The sequence below is a fragment of the Helicobacter mehlei genome (assembly GCF_007280785.1).
Lineage (GTDB): Bacteria > Campylobacterota > Campylobacteria > Campylobacterales > Helicobacteraceae > Helicobacter > Helicobacter mehlei.
Genome location: NZ_VKGC01000002.1, coordinates 141381 through 156941 on the forward strand (window position 1 = coordinate 141381; position 15561 = coordinate 156941).

Sequence of the window (15561 nt, forward strand, 5' to 3'; positions counted from 1 at the left end):
ATGTGTATATGGTGCTTAAAAAATGAGCGCACCCGATCAGATACTGGTGCATATTTGCTGTTCAGTGGATAGCCATTATTTTTTGCAAGAATTGGCTAGACTCTACCCAACAAGCTCTCTTGTAGGGTTTTTTTATAACCCCAACATACACCCTTATGAGGAATATTTATTACGCCTCCAAGATGTCAAACGCTCGTGTGCGCACTTGGATATTGCCCTCATTGAGGGTGAATACGCCTTGAGCGCATGGCTGGAGGCAGTGAAAGGTTTAGAACAAGAAAAAGAAAAGGGGGCGCGTTGCAATGTCTGCTTTGATGTGCGTTTGGAGGCTTGCGCTAAACTCGCCTTAATGCTGGGTGTCCAGCACTTTAGCACCACTTTACTCTCAAGCCCGATGAAAGAGCAGGTGGTTTTAAAACAACAGGGGGAAAAAATTGCGGGGCGTTACAGGCTGGAGTTTCTCTATTTGAATGTGCGCGCACAGGGCGGAGTAACCAAACAAAATGCCCTAGCCAAACGCGACAAACTTTATCGCCAAAATTATTGCGGGTGTCAGTTTGCCCTCAATGACCAACGCCAAGCCCAAGACAAACCATGCATGGAATTAATCAGCCCTTTAAGCCGCCAGATCCACCCGGCTAGCATCACCAAACGCCTCCAAGTTTTTAGCCAGCGGGATGAATTGGAGCAAAGCCGTCAAGATTACCAGCTTTTACAACAAAGTTTACAAACTTATTTACTGCTTAGGGGCGTTGTGCATGTGGGTGATCAAGTGATCCCAAGCGTGATTTTGAATCATTCGATGAGCAAGCAGGTCGTGATCAAGGATTTAACGATCCAACTTTATAGTATTGAGGCGACTTTAGCCGAACAAATGTTAGCCCAACAACACCATTTGGAGATCAAGCCTTTAAAGATTATGCTAGGCGTGAGTGTGAAAGATGAAAGTCTATTTTTAGATCATAGGGGCGTGGCAACTTTGCTCAATCTGCCTAGTTTCACCCCCCTAAGTTATGAGCAAGAACTCCATATCCGTCAAAAGCTCGTTGGTTTGGAGAGTATCCAACCCATCATCATTGTCCCTAATTTGGGGCTATTAGATGCGCCCATCAATTTGGAGATCGTGGCGCAAACCTTCACCCACAAAAATTTTTACTTACTCAAAGCCACTTGATTGCGCTATCTTTGTGCTTGCGTGCCTTTTTAGTGGTGGGCATGTCTGCCTTACCCAGTGCCACCAAACAAGCGATGTGGGGGGGGTTAAAATGCGCATTCAAAACATGTTTGACCTTAATGGCATCAAACCCTCCAATGATGCACGAATCCACGCCTAAAAGGGTGGCTACTAGGGTCATCTGCCCCACAGCAATGTAGCATTGCTCTTTCATGTAGCCCTCAATCAAGGTCAAATCGTTTTTCAAGCGATCTTTGAGCAAGGCTTCCACGCCATTAGCGACTCTTTGATGGTATTCTTGAGTGTAAAACCCACGCAAATACTCCGCATTGAGAGAACCCGCATGCATATAGCCCACCACAACCAAAGCCGAACAGCTTTGGATCATATCGGCGTTAAAAAACACATGGGGTAAAAGCTGGTCTTTGAGCTTGCCACGCACGACCACAAATTCCCAAGGCTGGGTGTTATAAGAGCTAGGGGCTAGGCGTGCAGCCTCTAAGATGAGCTCTAGGGTTTCCTTGGGTAAGGTGTAGCTGGCATCAAATTTTTTACACGCAAAACGGCGGTGCAAAAAGGCGTTGAGATCGCCATGGTGTAGGGGTTTGGGGTGTTGCATACAAAGTCCTTTGTGTTAAGATGGTTGATTATAGCCAAATCTGCCAAACAAGCACTCATATTTAGGCTTGGATCAAAGCAATACATTCTTTTTCAAGAGTATATAATTCATAGCGCAAGGATTTAAAATCCGCTGGCTTAGCGAATGCAATCAGATATTTAAAGCACTCTTCTAGCACCCGTGCGCTCTCTTGGGCACGTTTGAAATTAGCCTGCACCATCTGCAAACACGATCCGGCATTGCTAAAGTCCGAATCGACTAGGACATCGTTTTGGCTATCGCGCCCAGCACAAAGGGCACATAAATCCAAGTTATTTTGTTGGAAAATCAAGGTGGCGTTGTGGCGCACTTTTTTAAGTTTCAAGGCCAGTTCAGCGTGATCGTAGAGGTAGCGCATCACATCCTCTACCACCCGTACCCCCTCCTTGAAGCGGTTTAAATTAGCATCTAAGAGACGCTCAAAATCTCTAGTCGTTGCGGCCACCCATAATGCCCATGATTTGCAAGAGCGAAACAAAGATGTTGAGGAAGTCGATATAAAGTGCTGTGGCTGCTTGGATAGGGCTTTCATATAGACCGCGGATGATGTTTTGGGTGTCATAAGCCACAAACAAGCTAAATAGGATCACGCTCACACCCGCAATCGCTACTTGCATGAAGGGTGAGTTTAAGAATAGGTTAATTAAAGAGGCGACCAAAACTACAATCACGGCAATAAAGAGCATTTTGCCCATATTGGCCAGATCGTTCTTAGTTTTGATGGCATAAACACTCATCACGCCAAAAACAATGGTGGTCATACCCAAAGCTTGCCAAATAGCAGCTGCACCTGATTTAGCGATCACAAAACCCAGCAAGGGCACAAGGGTAATACCAGAAAGGAAAGTGAAGGCAAAGAGCATGAACATATTGAGGGTGGGCATGCTCCTTGTGAACATCAAGCCAAAGAAAGCAACAATCTCAGCGATGAAAAACACCCACTTATACTGGAGCGCAATATGGAAATTCATAAAACCAATTAGCGCGCCGATAGTGGCGAGCAAGAGGCTAGCGGCAAAAAACTTGTAGGTGGTTTTAACAAAATTAACAAGGGCTGTTTCGCTTTGTTGTGCGTGTGAAAAGGCTTCTTGTTGCAAGCCAGATCGATCATAAAGTGCCATAGTACTCCTTTTAATTTAAAAAGTGGTAGGATTATAGCACCGCACTCTAATACCTCGCTTAAAACATGGCAGATTGCGGGTATTTTGGCTGGGGAGTTGGGGAATTTGAAACAAAGGTAGAGTTTTGAAAATTGCCATTAATGGGTTTGGAAGGATTGGGCGCTGTGTGGCTAGAATCTTGCTTGCTGAATATCCAGAATGCTTGGTCAAGATTAATGATGTTGGGGATTGGGAGATGTTAGCGTATTTGTTCCAGCATGACAGCGTGCATGGGATTTATGACCAAGATGTGGAGTTGGGTAACTCTAAGCTGGTGGTGGGCGATCACATTTTAGAGATCACCCAAAATGCCCACCCACAAGATTTGGATTTAAGCGGAATCGATGTTTTATTGGAAACTTCGGGAAAATTTTCTAACATACCCGCTTTGGAGGTGTTTAGGGAGCAGGGTGCTAAAAAGGTCATTTTGGGATCGCCTTTTGAAAATGCCGATCCCAACAATCCGGCAACCTTTGTACTAGGAGTCAATCACCATTTTTATGACAACCAGCCCATTATTTCCAACGCTTCTTGCACCACCAATGCCCTAGCCCCTATTTGCATGCTTTTAGACGAACACTTTGGAATTAAAAGCGCGCTTTTAACCACGATTCATAGTTACACCAAAGGGCAGGCTCTAGTTGATGGGATTGGCGCAACTGATAAACGGCGTTGCCGTGCAGCGCATAACATCATCCCCACCACAACAAAGTCTGCACAAGCCCTGCACCTCGTGCTCCCCCAGCTTAAAGACAAAATGCATGGGCGCAGTGTCCGTGTGCCGACTATGGATGTTTCTATGATTGATTTGAGCGCACGTTTGGGACGCTCGATCCCCACAGAAACCTTAATCGATGTGTTTAGGCAGGCTAGTCAAGAACGCTTGCGCAACATTTTGGAGATGGATAGCCACTACAAGGTGAGTGCGGATATTATAGGCAATAGTGCTAGTTGTGTGGTGATTGAGGACATGGCTTTTAGTTTGGGCCAACATGCCAAGATCATGGCATGGTATGACAACGAATGGGCTTATGCCAAACGCCTTGTAGAGATGGCATTTTATATCCACTAAAACGTGTTAAAGCTCTCCATGATGGAGGGGTGGGAGTAGATCATGTCTTTGAGTGCACTAAAGCCTAACTTTTGGTTAATCGCTAGGGCAAAGACATTGATGATCTCATGGGAAAGTGGGCAGTGTAGGCTTGCCCCCAAGATTTGTTCTTTGGGCTGATCCCCAATTAAAACCTGCAAAAGCCCTGTGGTGTCCTCAATCACCCTAGCCCCGGGGATAGAGGCGGTAGGGATGGTCTTAACCAACACTTTTTGACCTAACTTCTCTATATCCTTGGCGCGCATGCCCACATGGCTATAGGGGGTTTGGGTGAAAAGCACCTGGGGCAGGGCAGAGCGGTTGTGGGTGGTGCGGGATTTGTCCCCATACAAATGGCTAGAAACAATCCTAAAATCATCCAAGCTCACATAGGTGCTAAAGACATCCCCACCCTTGACATCACCCAAAGCATAGATATTCCCACCCGTATCTGGGTTAGCCACTAAAAATTCATTGGTGATAATTTCTTGTTGTTTGCCCACTCTGAGCCCGGCTTTTTCTAGATGCAAATACCCGGTATTGGGGACACGCCCCGTGGCGAGCAAAAAGGCATCGGCTTGCAAGGTGTACTCTTGGTTGCTCTTGCTGTCCACATAGTGCAAGTATTGATCCTGGATACTTTGCACCTGCGCATTTAAAACAATCTCAATGCCACGCTGGGTTAAGGATTGGTAAATGCTCTCTTGGAAGACCTTATCTTCTTTAGGCAAAAAGGTATCCCCACGCATTAAGATTGTGATTTTCGTATAGTTCTTGTGGGCATGGTTGCCAAAATCAGCCAACATGCTGGCAAATTCTAACCCAATATGCCCGCCACCCACCACAACCAAATGAGAAGGGAGGGTTGCAAGTTGCATCAAAGAGGTGCTGTCATAGACATGCGGGGATTGGATGGGGATATTGGGCATGAGCGGGATAGAACCGGTGTTGATGGCAATATGGGCCGCGCTCATCTCTTGGCAACTATCCTTGTGGTAAATCATCAGAGTATGCTTGTCTTTAAAGCTAGCTGTGCCATCAACAACCTGCACCCTGGCTTGTTGCATGGTTTCGTAATTTTTTTGGCGCAAAAATGCCACCAGCTTATTTTTTTCTTCAATGCTCTCTTTATAGCCCACCGGACCTTTTTTATGGGTTGCCATGTGCAATAGAGCCTTAGAAGGGATGCACCCGATGTTGATGCATGTCCCGCCATACATTTCGCTAGATTGTTCGATCAGTGCCACTTTTTTACCCATCTTAGCACTTTGGGCAGCTAGAGTCTTGCCACCCTTGCCAAACCCGATCACCGCCAAATCGTAATCAAACTCCATGCGCTATCCTTGTTGCTTTCTAACAATGTTACCATGCTTATTCCATTCTACAATGACCTCCAGCCACCAAGATAATAATATGAATAACTTTTAAATTGTAATATCAAAAATATGTTTTTCCACGAATTGCTCTAATTCGTGGGTATTTTCAACCGCGCGCTCTAAATCGCGATCGCTGTAATAATGTCCATGGTAGCAATGGGTTTTGTCTTTGTGGCAACGCGCATCGGGCTGATCTGGGGATGACTCTTGCTGTGGGTGGCTATTCTTTTGCTCCTCTTTGTCCCGATGCACGGCTTTATTTTCCTCAAGCGCGCGGGTGGCTTGGACCATTTGCAGGCGTTCGACAAACTCCTTTTGGTTGATCTCTTCGATCTTGGGGAGGGCGTTTTGATTGACAATGGAGCTATAGGGAGCATTTTGATTGACATAGGTTACATTGCCTACAATAGAAACCGGCATGTAAGCTCCTTAAGTTTTGGCTTACATATCGGCTTTTTATGATTTTGCTAATGTTTGACTTTCCGCAAGATAAAATTCAACAATTCGTAGCTATCTAGGGCAACCGTGAAATAGACTTGGTAAGAAGAACTGGTTTGGGCATAGTCGCTCATGGTGTTATAGACAAATTGGGTTTTAATGCTCGCAAAAGAGCTTCTAAACTCATAATAAATGTCTAAGCGGTTATACAGGGGGGCTTGGAAAAAGGGTACGCCCCGGTAAATGGGCGTGGGGCAGTAATCCTTAGAACAGATGAGTTCTACATTTTTGTATTTGTTGTAATAAAAATCCTCGCCATGCTTGCTGGCAAAAAAGAGATCGCTGATTCCAAACCCTCTATATTGCAAATGCCCTTCCACAAATAGACCCGTGCTGATTTTAAAGGGGGTGGGTATATCCACATGCCGCAATCTCTCTAAATTCCCCAGTACACCAATTGAAAAATTGATTTTTTCCATAAAGGGGACGAGATTGAGTAAATCACTCTTGGCGTAGGCTTGGTAATACAGGCGATCTAGGAGATATACCGAGCCTTTAGGTACACCAGCAGACACATGGGGCCAGTTGAGCAGGAATTGATCCTCTACATGGAAATATTGCGCATTTCCCCCCAAAATCAAGAAATTTTTCAGCATGGAAAGCTGGGTATAGCCCATAAAACTAAAGCGATCCATGCCATTGCCCAAGCCATTGCGCCCGTATTTGCATGTATAACAGTTCCCCCCAAACCAATCTAGCATGAACTCTGCCTCTAAATAGGCAGGTTTTTCGGGTTTGTAGATGGGTTTATATTGCACCAAAAAACCACGCGCATTGGGGTCAATAAACCAGTAATAGGGCGCAAAGACATTTAAGGGGTAGTGCCCGTTTAAATATTTTCTAGGAAAAATACCCCCATAGAAGTTAAATGAGCGTCCTCTTGCCTGATAATAGATCGTAGGGCCCCATTTGGAGGGAAAATTCATCTGGTAGGTGTGGATATTTTGGAAGAAGAACGCCCCGATCATTAACTTTTGTTCGACATTTTTGAGATCAAAGGCAAACCCGATCTCAGGGGTTAGACGCGTGTTGAGTGTGGTATTGGTATTGACCCAATATTTGGTCGAGCCCTCATGGTCCATGATGAAGAGGTTAAAGCCTAGGTTGTAGCGCATGTGATCTTTAAAACTTATCGCGCTCATGGGCACTAAGGCTAAAAATCCGACTAAAACAAGGCGGAGTAAAACAGCGGGCATGCCAATCCTTTAAGCGGGTAAAAAAGCCCATTATACTATAATAGAGGGCTAAGATTACACTTAAAGGATGGTTATGTTCCACGAATATCGCGATGAAATCAAAGAGTTGAGCAATCAAAACCCGCACTTCAATAGGATTTTTGAGGAGCACAACGCTCTAGATGATGAGATCGCCACTTTAGAGGCGCATAACACCGATGATTTAAAAGTGGTGGCGTTGAAAAAGAAAAAACTCCACCTTAAAGATGAGATTTACCGCATGATCCAAGAGTATAAAGAGGGCACCAAGCACAAAAAATAGATCAGAGGCATTTTAAAATCTCATAAGCCTCTGCCACTTCCAAAAAGCGTTGCTTGTAGATGCTTTGAGAATAAATAGAGGAGGGGGTTGAGGTGTCCGGGTGGTAGAGTTTGGCAAGTTCTAAGTAGCGTTGCTTGATCTGCTCTTTGGAGTGCATCACACCCAAGCCTAGTGTGCGCAGTGCCCTTAAAATGATTTCCTCTTGTTTGGTTAGATAGAGTGTTTGGGTGGGGTAAATAAAATGGATATAGGCATGCTTAAAGTGGGGGATTCTAAGGGTCATTAAGATCGAGAGCGCATCGATGTGGACGTGGGTTTCATGCAAGAACTCTCTCTTGTTGCTTTTGTCTTTAAAAGGTGTTTCTAACAAGATATAGGGCGCAAAGGTGGCGTGCAAAAACTCACGGGCAATAAAATTGGTGTAGTAGAATACCAAACGCGATTGCATGTACACCACATTCACCTCGATTCGATGCACCAAAGCCAAGATAGGTCTATAACCTGCACTATGGGGTGTTTGGCACTCTTTAAACACAATGGGCAAGTGGGCGTGATCCAAGATTTTTTGCAAGAGGGTTTTGAAGGTGTCGGGGTGGTGGAAGGGGTGCAGGGCGTATTTGGCGTAAAAAAGGCGGTTGAGCAAATAGGTTTTTTTGAGACTCTCTGTCTCTAAAAGAATGAGGGTGTGCTTGAATTTGACATGTTCGGCGAAATGTTTTTTGACATAGTAACTAGTTTTTTTATAGAGCAAGGGGTCTAGACACACCTCGATAAACTGATTGTTTTTCTTGCTCAAAGCGTGTGTGTAGTGGGGGCTTAGGGCTTTGGGGACTAATTTGGTTTTGATTTGCATGGTGCATTATCGCATGTTTTTTGGGAGACTTTGCTCTGGATTCATCGCAAAGGTGCCTCTTTTGATCTCATAGCGGATCACAAACACCGCCACAATCAAGGCTAAGAATTGGGAAAGCGGGTAAGTAATCCAAATGCCTTGGATGCCAAAAAAATGGCTCAAAATCGGGAGCAAAATCGCAATAAAAATGATGGTTTCACAAAGGGTGATGAGAAAAGAACTCGCCGTGCGCTGGATGGATTGGAAAAAGATCGCGCAAAAAAGGTTGAGCCCTAAGAGAATATGCCCGGCATAATAGACATTCATGGCGTGCTTGGTGTCTTGCAAAAAGTTTGGATCGCTGGCTAGTTTGTCTGAATCCATATAGAGTTTGATCAAATGGGTATCAAAGAAATAAAAAAGCACGTAAAGGGCACTCCCCACACACAAAGAAGCCTTTAGCCCAAAGATAAAAACCGCCTTAACTCGATCGATGTAGCCCGCACCATAGCTAAAACTCGCAATGGGTTGGATACCCTGCCCAATGGCTAGTAGGGTCGTCCAAAAGACAATTCCATTATACATGATAATTGCATAGATGGAGACATCGCGTTCGTTGGTGGTGCTCATGATTGTGTGGTTGAACAAGAGCATGACAATGGCGGCACTGAGCTCAGAGACACTTTGAGGTAGGCCACTCTTGGCCGACGAGATGATGCTAGCCAGATTGAAACGGCGCACAAAGTAAAGTTGCCCTTTTTTCAACAAAAAATGAGAGAGCAACACAAAAAAACCCACCGCATGCCCTAAAACCGTGGCAATCGCACTCCCATGGATGCCAATTTCCACCACATAGAGCAAGAGATAGTTAAACAAGACATTGGTTAGCGAGCCTACAAGCATGGCGATCATCGCTAGCATGGGGCGTTTGTCATTGACCACAAACACATCGGCTAAGGGGTGCAAGACCATAAAAACAGCCCCCATCAAGATCACCTTGATATAAATAGACACCATTGGCAAAAGCAACTCACTGCTACCTAACAAACGCGCAATATCATCGCTAAAGGGCATTAAAACCCAGCCAATCACCCCCATGCTTAGTGCTACAAAATAAAACACGGAGCTAAAAACAAGACGCGCACGGTGGGCTTGGTTTTTACCCAAAAAATAAGAGGCAATGGAGGCTGCCCCTAGCCCAAAGAGCAATTCATAGGCAAAGAGAGTCGGGAAGATAGGCCAACACACCCCCACAGCCGCAAGGGCATCCTTGCCTAACTTGTTCCCCACGAACATGCCATCAATCATGGAGTAGGTGGAGAGCGAGATCATGGAAAAAGCGAGTGGGATAAAATAATAAAAAAAGAGGCGGGGAATACTATCTTTTCTTAAATCAACAGCCATAGCACCCCCCCTTGCGTGCTATCGTTTAGAGAATTGTGGGCTACGTCTAGCCTTATGTTTGCCATATTTTTTGCGCTCAACCACTCTAGAATCGCGTGTTAGTAAGCCTTTGGGCTTTAGAATGGCTCTAAAAGCACTATCATAGAGGTTTAAAGCCTTAGAAATCCCGTGTCTCAAAGCCTCTGCTTGGGCACTATACCCGCCCCCAAAAACAACGGCTTTGATATTCACCAGCCCTTCTTGTTTGGTCAAAACCAAGGGTTGCATCACTTTCATTTTGATGGACTCATGCCCGCCTAGCCACGCATTTAAGTCCATGCCATTGATGTCTAGCTCTCCGCTCCCATGGGATAGCCAAACTTTGGCGATCGCGGTTTTTCTTTTTCCTGTGGCATAAAATTTTGTCATCTAGTTATCCTTTTTGCTCACCTGAGCGGTGTGTGGGTGTTTATCATCTTTATAGACCTTGAGTTTCTTGATCATCGCGCGCCCTAACTTGGTTTTGGGCAACATGCCCCGCACGGCTAAGAAAAAGAGTTTTTCCGGAGTCTTCTCCAACATCTCTTTTAAAGTTTTGCTCTTGGTGCTTCCAAAATAGCCCGAATGGGTGAAATATTCTTTATCCTCTAGTTTCATGCCCGAAAACTTCACTTTGCCCGCATTGATCACCACCACAAAATCCCCACAATCCACATGTGGGGTGTAGTAAGGGCGGTGCTTACCACGCAAAAGAGTCGCCACTTGGGTGATGAGTCGCCCAAAGACCTGATCTTTGGCATCTAAAACCACCCATGCACGCTTCACTTCCTCTGCTCTGATTGATTGTGTCAAGTTCATCTTGCTTCCCTTATATAGTATCAAAAAACGCCCATTCTAGTGTGTTAAAACTAATAAATTGCTGAAATTAAGAAGTTTTAAAGCTTGCAGACGGCACACGCTTATTGGCAAAGATGCGCATTTGGTAAGACAAAGCGCGTTGGCTCTCTGAATCCAAGCTATAACGCTTGTCGTAGGCATTCTGGACCGCAACTTTTAAAATATCACGGTGATCTTGATAAATCTCCTCATCCCAAATGTCTAGTACAATGCCATAAAGCTGGATATTTTGCACCAAAAGTTCAAAGACCCGCATGCGATCCTTGAGGTATAAATGCTCATCGGCATTATAATCAGCGATATTAACCAAAATACGCTCAAAAACCATGCTAGCCAATCTGGGGTTAAGTGCCCTGTCCAGATAGACTTTGATCTTGTCTAATTGCTTGTCTAGATCGCAACGATCGGAAAACACCAAGACAGAAAGGATCAAAATATGCACATGGAGGTGTTTGCCCAGCGATCGGGTTTGCCATTTGATGATCCACTTTTTGAGTTTGGGGATACTCTTAATATTATAGGGCATGTTCTCTCCTTGATTGGGGCGCATTGTAGCGTAAAAAGCCTAACTCAAACACAGGCTTTTATGGAATACCCTTTGCTTTATCTAGGGTATCTTTGCCATAAGGAAGTGCATGCGCTATGAATTGAAAGCTCCTATTTTAGGATTTGAGCGGATTTTAGAAGTAGAATTAACCCACATTGACGACCTCTTTAGTCGGATCACTAGCCTAGATGGGACCATTAGCATGATCTTGGCTAATCCCTATAAGCTTAGAGATTATCATTTCAGTATCCCCAAATACATTGAGTTGCTCTTGGAGTTGGATGCGCATTCACAGGTGGAAGTCTTTTGCGTGGTGGTGATCCAGAAGAAACTAGAAGAGTCGATGGTGAATTTTTTAGCCCCCTTGATCTTTAACCCCAAAAACGCCTATGCGGCTCAGGTCGCGCTCTCTATTATGGATTATCCCGATTTTGGTTTTAGAGACATGCTCAAATCCTTTGTGTGCATGCAAACATCTAATAGTTCCCAAGTTGCGCTTTAGACCATGTTGGGAATCACTGGAGGAGGCACGGGCGGGCATTTATGTATTGCGCGCTCTTTAGCCCAAGAACTCAAAAGCAGGGGGCAAGACCTCGTGTTCATGGGGAGCACCTCTGGGCAGGACAAGGCATGGTTTGAGCATAGCGATCTATTTAAAGAATGCTATTTTTTGAACACGGAGGGTGTGGTCAATAAGGGGTTTTTTAGGAAGTTTGGTGCGCTTTTCAAACAATTAAAAAGCACCAAAGAAGCAATTAGAATCATCGAGGAACACCAAATTAAAGGCATGGTCAGTGTCGGGGGGTTTAGTGCAGGTCCGGGGAGCTTTGCGAGCATGGTCACCCGCACGCCCCTTTTTATCCACGAACAAAATGCTGTGCAGGGGTCGCTCAATAAAATAGTTGCTCCCTATGCCAAGAGCGTGTTTGGGAGCTTTAAGGGCGAGGATCGTAAAAGAAAAAATTATGTCCAAACACCCTACCCAGTCCAACAGGTTTTTTTTGATCATGCCCGTGTGCGCAACAAGGTCGAAACCATCCTATTTTTAGGAGGCTCTCAAGGAGCTAAAGCCATTAGTGAGTTTGCACTTTTATGCGCGCGTAAATTGCTCAAAAATGGTATGCGGATCATCCACCAATGCGGGACCTTACATTACGATCGCATGGTAGCCCTTTACAAGGGTTTGGGCATCTTAGATGAGGTGGATCTCTTTGGCTTTGATTTGCATCTAGTGGAGAAAATGAAACAAGCCGATATTTGTGTGAGCCGTGCGGGGGCGAGTAGTGTTTGGGAATTGTGCGCCAACAATCTGCCCACGATGTTTGTTCCCTACCCCTATGCCGCCAATAACCACCAGTATTTCAATGCCCTAGAGTTTGAACAAGAGGGCTTGGCTAAGATCACCTTCCAGCACGATTTGCACCCCCAACATCTCTTTGATTTTATCCAATGGTTAGAAACGCCCAAAAAAGAGGGGCCTTATATTTGTGAAGTGAGTTCAAGGCTTCGGGCTAAGATTTCCAGTGATGGCGCGCGTTTGATTGTGGATCGTATCTTAGAGCAACTGGCTTAAGCGTAAAAGTGCGCGCTGGGCGTTTTGATCTTGGAGCGCGCCACCAAAATATCGGCGATATCCTCATCAAAAAATTCTAAAATGCTAAAGAGTCCTAAAAATACCCCATAGAGCAAGAGGGCATAGATCAAGCCCAGCCATGGGAACAAAATAAAAGGAATGAAAATCGCCAAAATCCACGATTTGGCATTCAGCCATAAGAATTTTTCTTTGGTCGAGATTTCTTTGAGATTAGGCACAGAGATCACCAGCACGGGATAGCGTGCACCCATCAAAACAACCCCATAAACCAAGAAGCTAAAGCTGGAGCCTTGAAAAAAAGCACAATCCCCAACACCACGCCCAAAATGGTGAAGAAAATCTCACGCCAGCGATCCAAATTGCGCCACACATAAAAGGCAATGCCGATAAAAATCAACATCAAAATGCCCTTGGCCGTGTTGCTTTTTAACTGCGCTTCAATGGCACTAAAAAAGCTATCCGTCCCTTGTGCTAGCAACCACGAACAACTGATTACCCAAAAGCCCCAAAAACGCACACCGACCACCTATTGTGAAATTCCTACTCCCACCCCCAACCTCCCCCATTTTACCCCCATTTGACTAAATTCCCCATGAACAACTACGATTGCGATCGCTTGGATACGCATGGTAAAACTTAACGATGGCACTCTAAAACTTTTTCTTATTGACATCATCAAAAATTTCCTTAGCGATGTCATTGACTTTTTGGGTGATCTGATCGGTGTCTTGGGCGATTTGGGCGTTTTTTTGCACCACGACTTCTAATTGTTCGACCGTCTCATTGACCGCTTCAATCCCGCTAGCCTGCCCTTGGATATTAGACACAATCTCGTTCATGCTTTGGACCAATGAGTTTGTATTGGCCTCGATCTCGCCTAGAGATTTCCCAGTTCTCTCGGCTAATTTTCTGACCTCATCGGCTACCACAGCAAAGCCTCGCCCGTGTTCGCCCGCTCTAGCAGCCTCAATAGCCGCATTCAAAGCCAAAAGGTTGGTTTGGTTAGCGATGTCTTGGATGATGGCAATAATGTTTTTGATCTCTTGGACTTGTTTGGTGATCTCGGTGGTGCGCGCGCTGGTGTTTTGCATAGAAGCAGTGATTTGGGCAATTTGCTGGGCAGTCCCTTCTAGGGAGTTAGATTGCTCCACACTGCTCTGGGAGAGGGTTTGCATGGATTCTTTCAAAATCTCGCTTTGGGAGGATAATTCTTTGGCAAAGGCATAAGAGGCACTCAGCATCTCGCGGATGTCTTGACCTAGCATATTGATAGTGATCTCCACCGCGCCCTTAGCCTCTGGGATTTTAGCCGTGAAGTCAAATTTCTTGTAGGCTTCAAAAACAGCGTTGATGGTATCCATATTGCGCCCCACCTTGTGCTCTAGGGTGTCTAGCATGGTGTTGAGCACATTTTTAAGTTCTTTGAGCTGGGGGTTGGCTGGAATTTGCGTGATGCGCGCACTCAAATCGCCCGACTCGATGATCTTAGCCGTGCTGACCGATTGGGACACGGCTTGTTGGTCTTCCTCTAAGGATTGTTGAATCTTTTGGATATTGGCATTGATGACACCCACCATCTGCCCCAATTCGTCATTACTCTGCACCTTTAAGAGTTTGAGAGAGACTTTCTCATGGTTTAAAAACCTAAAAAATGTAACCAATCCCTCTAACACTGCAGAGAGCCGCCTAGAGATGATCTTATTAGCCAAAAATGCCACGCATATCCCGGCGATGATGAGAGAAAAAAACGCAGTTACCATAACAAGTCTTGCAAGTTCGTCTTTAGGCTTAAAAATAGCGTCCTTGGGAGCAACAATGAAAACCGACCAAAACTGATCGATATCGCGCCACACTCTGAAATTCACAAGTCCGATAAAGGATTCTTGGTGTCTGATATTCATGTAAGGGAATACCCCCTCGCGATGCTCTTTGGCAGCCTTTAAAATGGTCTCTGTCAAGGGACCCGGATTGACTTCAATTAAGGGTTTGCCAATCATGTTGGTATCTGGGAAAGCAGCAACACGCCCGGTAGAGGAGAGCACCGCAATAATATCGCCCGGATAGACTGAACTGGTCTTATCCATGATCACCTCTTGACGCATTTTAGTCAGATCGATTGCCAGACTAATAAAGCCGATTGCCTGTTTTTGTTTGTTTCTGATGGGGACTGTGGCGATAACAGAGGTTACATCCTTGCCTGCAATGTGGATGGGCATGGGCTCACTCAGCATGTCCTTGTTTGTGCGCAACACTTCTTTGATATTGGGTCCATTGAAAATTTTGGCACTTTCTTGAAGGGAGAGGGAGATAATCCCACCAACATGGAAGACATCAGTATCCTCAAGAGCCAAATAAAAGCCCTCAGGGATAGGATGCTCTACATCTATAGGTTTGGGTATAACTTTGCTGGGCGAATCTTTAAAGACGGCGTGGGGGAGATAGAGAAAACAATAATCTGACCAATTTGCCTCATCAAAGGCTGTGCGGACAAAATTAGTCAATTCATCTTCCCGTAAGGAATTATTGTCAATGGAGTTTTGGATGGTCTCCCTTAAAGTTTCTAAGAGGGCAAAGCCTTGATTAAAAGCGGGGATGATGCGGTTAGCATGCCTCTTAGCGACATTGTAGAGGGTTTTATAAGCCTCTGTCTGCAAGGTTTTAGAAGACTTGTGGGTGATCACCAAAGAGAGGACAATGAAAATGACAAGCAAAACCCCAATAATGAGAGAAACAAGTTTGGTGCCGATTCTGAGATTGGACAAATTCATAAGCTATTGGGGGGGGGGGGGGGGGGGGGGGGGGGGGGGGGGGGGGGGGGGGGGGGGGGGGGGGGGGGGGGGGGGGGGGGGGGGGGG

Annotated in this window: 19 protein-coding genes; 5 read left to right on the top strand and 14 right to left on the bottom strand. The window is 45.4% G+C overall.

All coding sequences use genetic code 11. From position 1 onward, the window contains the following. Positions 1-22 precede the first annotated feature (22 nt). The gene (locus FNE76_RS01610; protein ID WP_120947685.1) at positions 23-1174 is read left to right on the top strand and encodes an epoxyqueuosine reductase QueH; all 1152 of its coding nucleotides are present in this window, start codon (positions 23-25) and stop codon (positions 1172-1174) included. Here the strand turns inward: FNE76_RS01610 and FNE76_RS01615 are convergent. The 3 genes from FNE76_RS01615 to FNE76_RS01625 form a co-directional block, all read right to left on the bottom strand. Then, the gene (locus FNE76_RS01615; RefSeq protein WP_120947683.1) at positions 1161-1793 is read right to left on the bottom strand and encodes an NAD(P)H-dependent oxidoreductase; all 633 of its coding nucleotides are present in this window, start codon (positions 1791-1793) and stop codon (positions 1161-1163) included. The two genes, FNE76_RS01610 and FNE76_RS01615, sit on opposite strands and share 14 nt — an antisense overlap. A 61-nt stretch (positions 1794-1854) precedes the next feature. Further along, positions 1855-2277: a thiamine-phosphate pyrophosphorylase gene (locus FNE76_RS01620; RefSeq protein ID WP_120947681.1), complete on the bottom strand. Its 423-nt coding sequence runs from the start codon at positions 2275-2277 to the stop codon at positions 1855-1857. Beyond that, positions 2261-2953, bottom strand: a complete 693-nt coding sequence (locus FNE76_RS01625) for a Bax inhibitor-1/YccA family protein (protein ID WP_120947679.1) — start codon at positions 2951-2953, stop codon at positions 2261-2263. Before FNE76_RS01625 ends, FNE76_RS01620 begins: the two co-directional genes overlap by 17 nt. 124 nt (positions 2954-3077) lie before the next feature. Here FNE76_RS01625 and FNE76_RS01630 point away from each other — a divergent pair, with 124 nt between their 5' ends. Further along, entirely contained in the window at positions 3078-4064 is a 987-nt protein-coding gene (locus tag FNE76_RS01630; RefSeq protein WP_120947678.1) for a type I glyceraldehyde-3-phosphate dehydrogenase, read from the top strand. Here the strand turns inward: FNE76_RS01630 and FNE76_RS01635 are convergent. The 3 genes from FNE76_RS01635 to FNE76_RS01645 form a co-directional block, all read right to left on the bottom strand. Further along, a complete protein-coding gene (locus FNE76_RS01635; protein ID WP_120947676.1) occupies positions 4061-5416 on the bottom strand; it encodes an FAD-dependent oxidoreductase in 1356 nt (451 codons plus the stop codon). The genes FNE76_RS01630 and FNE76_RS01635 overlap by 4 nt on opposite strands. Before the next feature lie 90 nt (positions 5417-5506). After that, the gene (locus tag FNE76_RS01640) at positions 5507-5878 is read right to left on the bottom strand and encodes a hypothetical protein (protein WP_120947674.1); all 372 of its coding nucleotides are present in this window, start codon (positions 5876-5878) and stop codon (positions 5507-5509) included. Positions 5879-5925: 47 nt separating this feature from the next. Continuing rightward, complete coding sequence (locus FNE76_RS01645; RefSeq protein ID WP_120947673.1) at positions 5926-7152, bottom strand: hypothetical protein; 1227 nt, start codon at positions 7150-7152, stop codon at positions 5926-5928. A gap of 73 nt (positions 7153-7225) precedes the next feature. Here FNE76_RS01645 and FNE76_RS01650 point away from each other — a divergent pair, with 73 nt between their 5' ends. Then, the gene (locus FNE76_RS01650; RefSeq protein WP_120947671.1) at positions 7226-7453 is read left to right on the top strand and encodes a YdcH family protein; all 228 of its coding nucleotides are present in this window, start codon (positions 7226-7228) and stop codon (positions 7451-7453) included. 1 nt (position 7454) lies between these two features. Here the strand turns inward: FNE76_RS01650 and FNE76_RS01655 are convergent, their stop codons facing one another. The 5 genes from FNE76_RS01655 to FNE76_RS01675 all read right to left on the bottom strand — a co-directional run bounded on the left by FNE76_RS01655 (position 7455) and on the right by FNE76_RS01675 (position 11091). Beyond that, positions 7455-8306, bottom strand: a complete 852-nt coding sequence (locus FNE76_RS01655) for a J domain-containing protein (RefSeq protein ID WP_185962956.1) — start codon at positions 8304-8306, stop codon at positions 7455-7457. A 6-nt stretch (positions 8307-8312) separates the two neighbouring features. Continuing rightward, entirely contained in the window at positions 8313-9689 is a 1377-nt protein-coding gene (locus FNE76_RS01660) for an MATE family efflux transporter (protein ID WP_120947670.1), read from the bottom strand. 18 nt (positions 9690-9707) lie between these two features. Further along, positions 9708-10097 (bottom strand): 30S ribosomal protein S9, encoded by a 390-nt coding sequence (gene rpsI, locus FNE76_RS01665; RefSeq protein WP_013889610.1) that lies wholly within the window; start codon positions 10095-10097, stop codon positions 9708-9710. Then, positions 10098-10526, bottom strand: a complete 429-nt coding sequence (rplM, locus tag FNE76_RS01670) for a 50S ribosomal protein L13 (protein WP_162983049.1) — start codon at positions 10524-10526, stop codon at positions 10098-10100. Positions 10527-10593: 67 nt separating this feature from the next. Further along, positions 10594-11091, bottom strand: coding sequence for a hypothetical protein (locus tag FNE76_RS01675; protein ID WP_120947669.1), 498 nt, complete (start codon positions 11089-11091; stop codon positions 10594-10596). A 109-nt stretch (positions 11092-11200) separates the two neighbouring features. On the opposite strand from FNE76_RS01675, the gene fliW reads away from it, so the two are divergent. Next, the gene (gene fliW, locus FNE76_RS01680; protein WP_120947668.1) at positions 11201-11614 is read left to right on the top strand and encodes a flagellar assembly protein FliW; all 414 of its coding nucleotides are present in this window, start codon (positions 11201-11203) and stop codon (positions 11612-11614) included. A gap of 3 nt (positions 11615-11617) precedes the next feature. Beyond that, positions 11618-12685, top strand: a complete 1068-nt coding sequence (gene murG / locus FNE76_RS01685) for an undecaprenyldiphospho-muramoylpentapeptide beta-N-acetylglucosaminyltransferase (protein WP_120947667.1) — start codon at positions 11618-11620, stop codon at positions 12683-12685. Here murG and FNE76_RS01690 read toward each other — a convergent pair. From FNE76_RS01690 to FNE76_RS08730, 3 genes are all read right to left on the bottom strand, one after another. Next, entirely contained in the window at positions 12682-12957 is a 276-nt protein-coding gene (locus FNE76_RS01690; protein ID WP_120947824.1) for a competence protein ComB, read from the bottom strand. The two genes, murG and FNE76_RS01690, sit on opposite strands and share 4 nt — an antisense overlap. Continuing rightward, entirely contained in the window at positions 12957-13223 is a 267-nt protein-coding gene (locus FNE76_RS01695) for a TrbC/VirB2 family protein (protein WP_235852189.1), read from the bottom strand. Before FNE76_RS01695 ends, FNE76_RS01690 begins: the two co-directional genes overlap by 1 nt. A 133-nt stretch (positions 13224-13356) precedes the next feature. Beyond that, positions 13357-15474 (bottom strand): methyl-accepting chemotaxis protein, encoded by a 2118-nt coding sequence (locus tag FNE76_RS08730; protein WP_120947665.1) that lies wholly within the window; start codon positions 15472-15474, stop codon positions 13357-13359. Positions 15475-15561 lie beyond the last annotated feature (87 nt).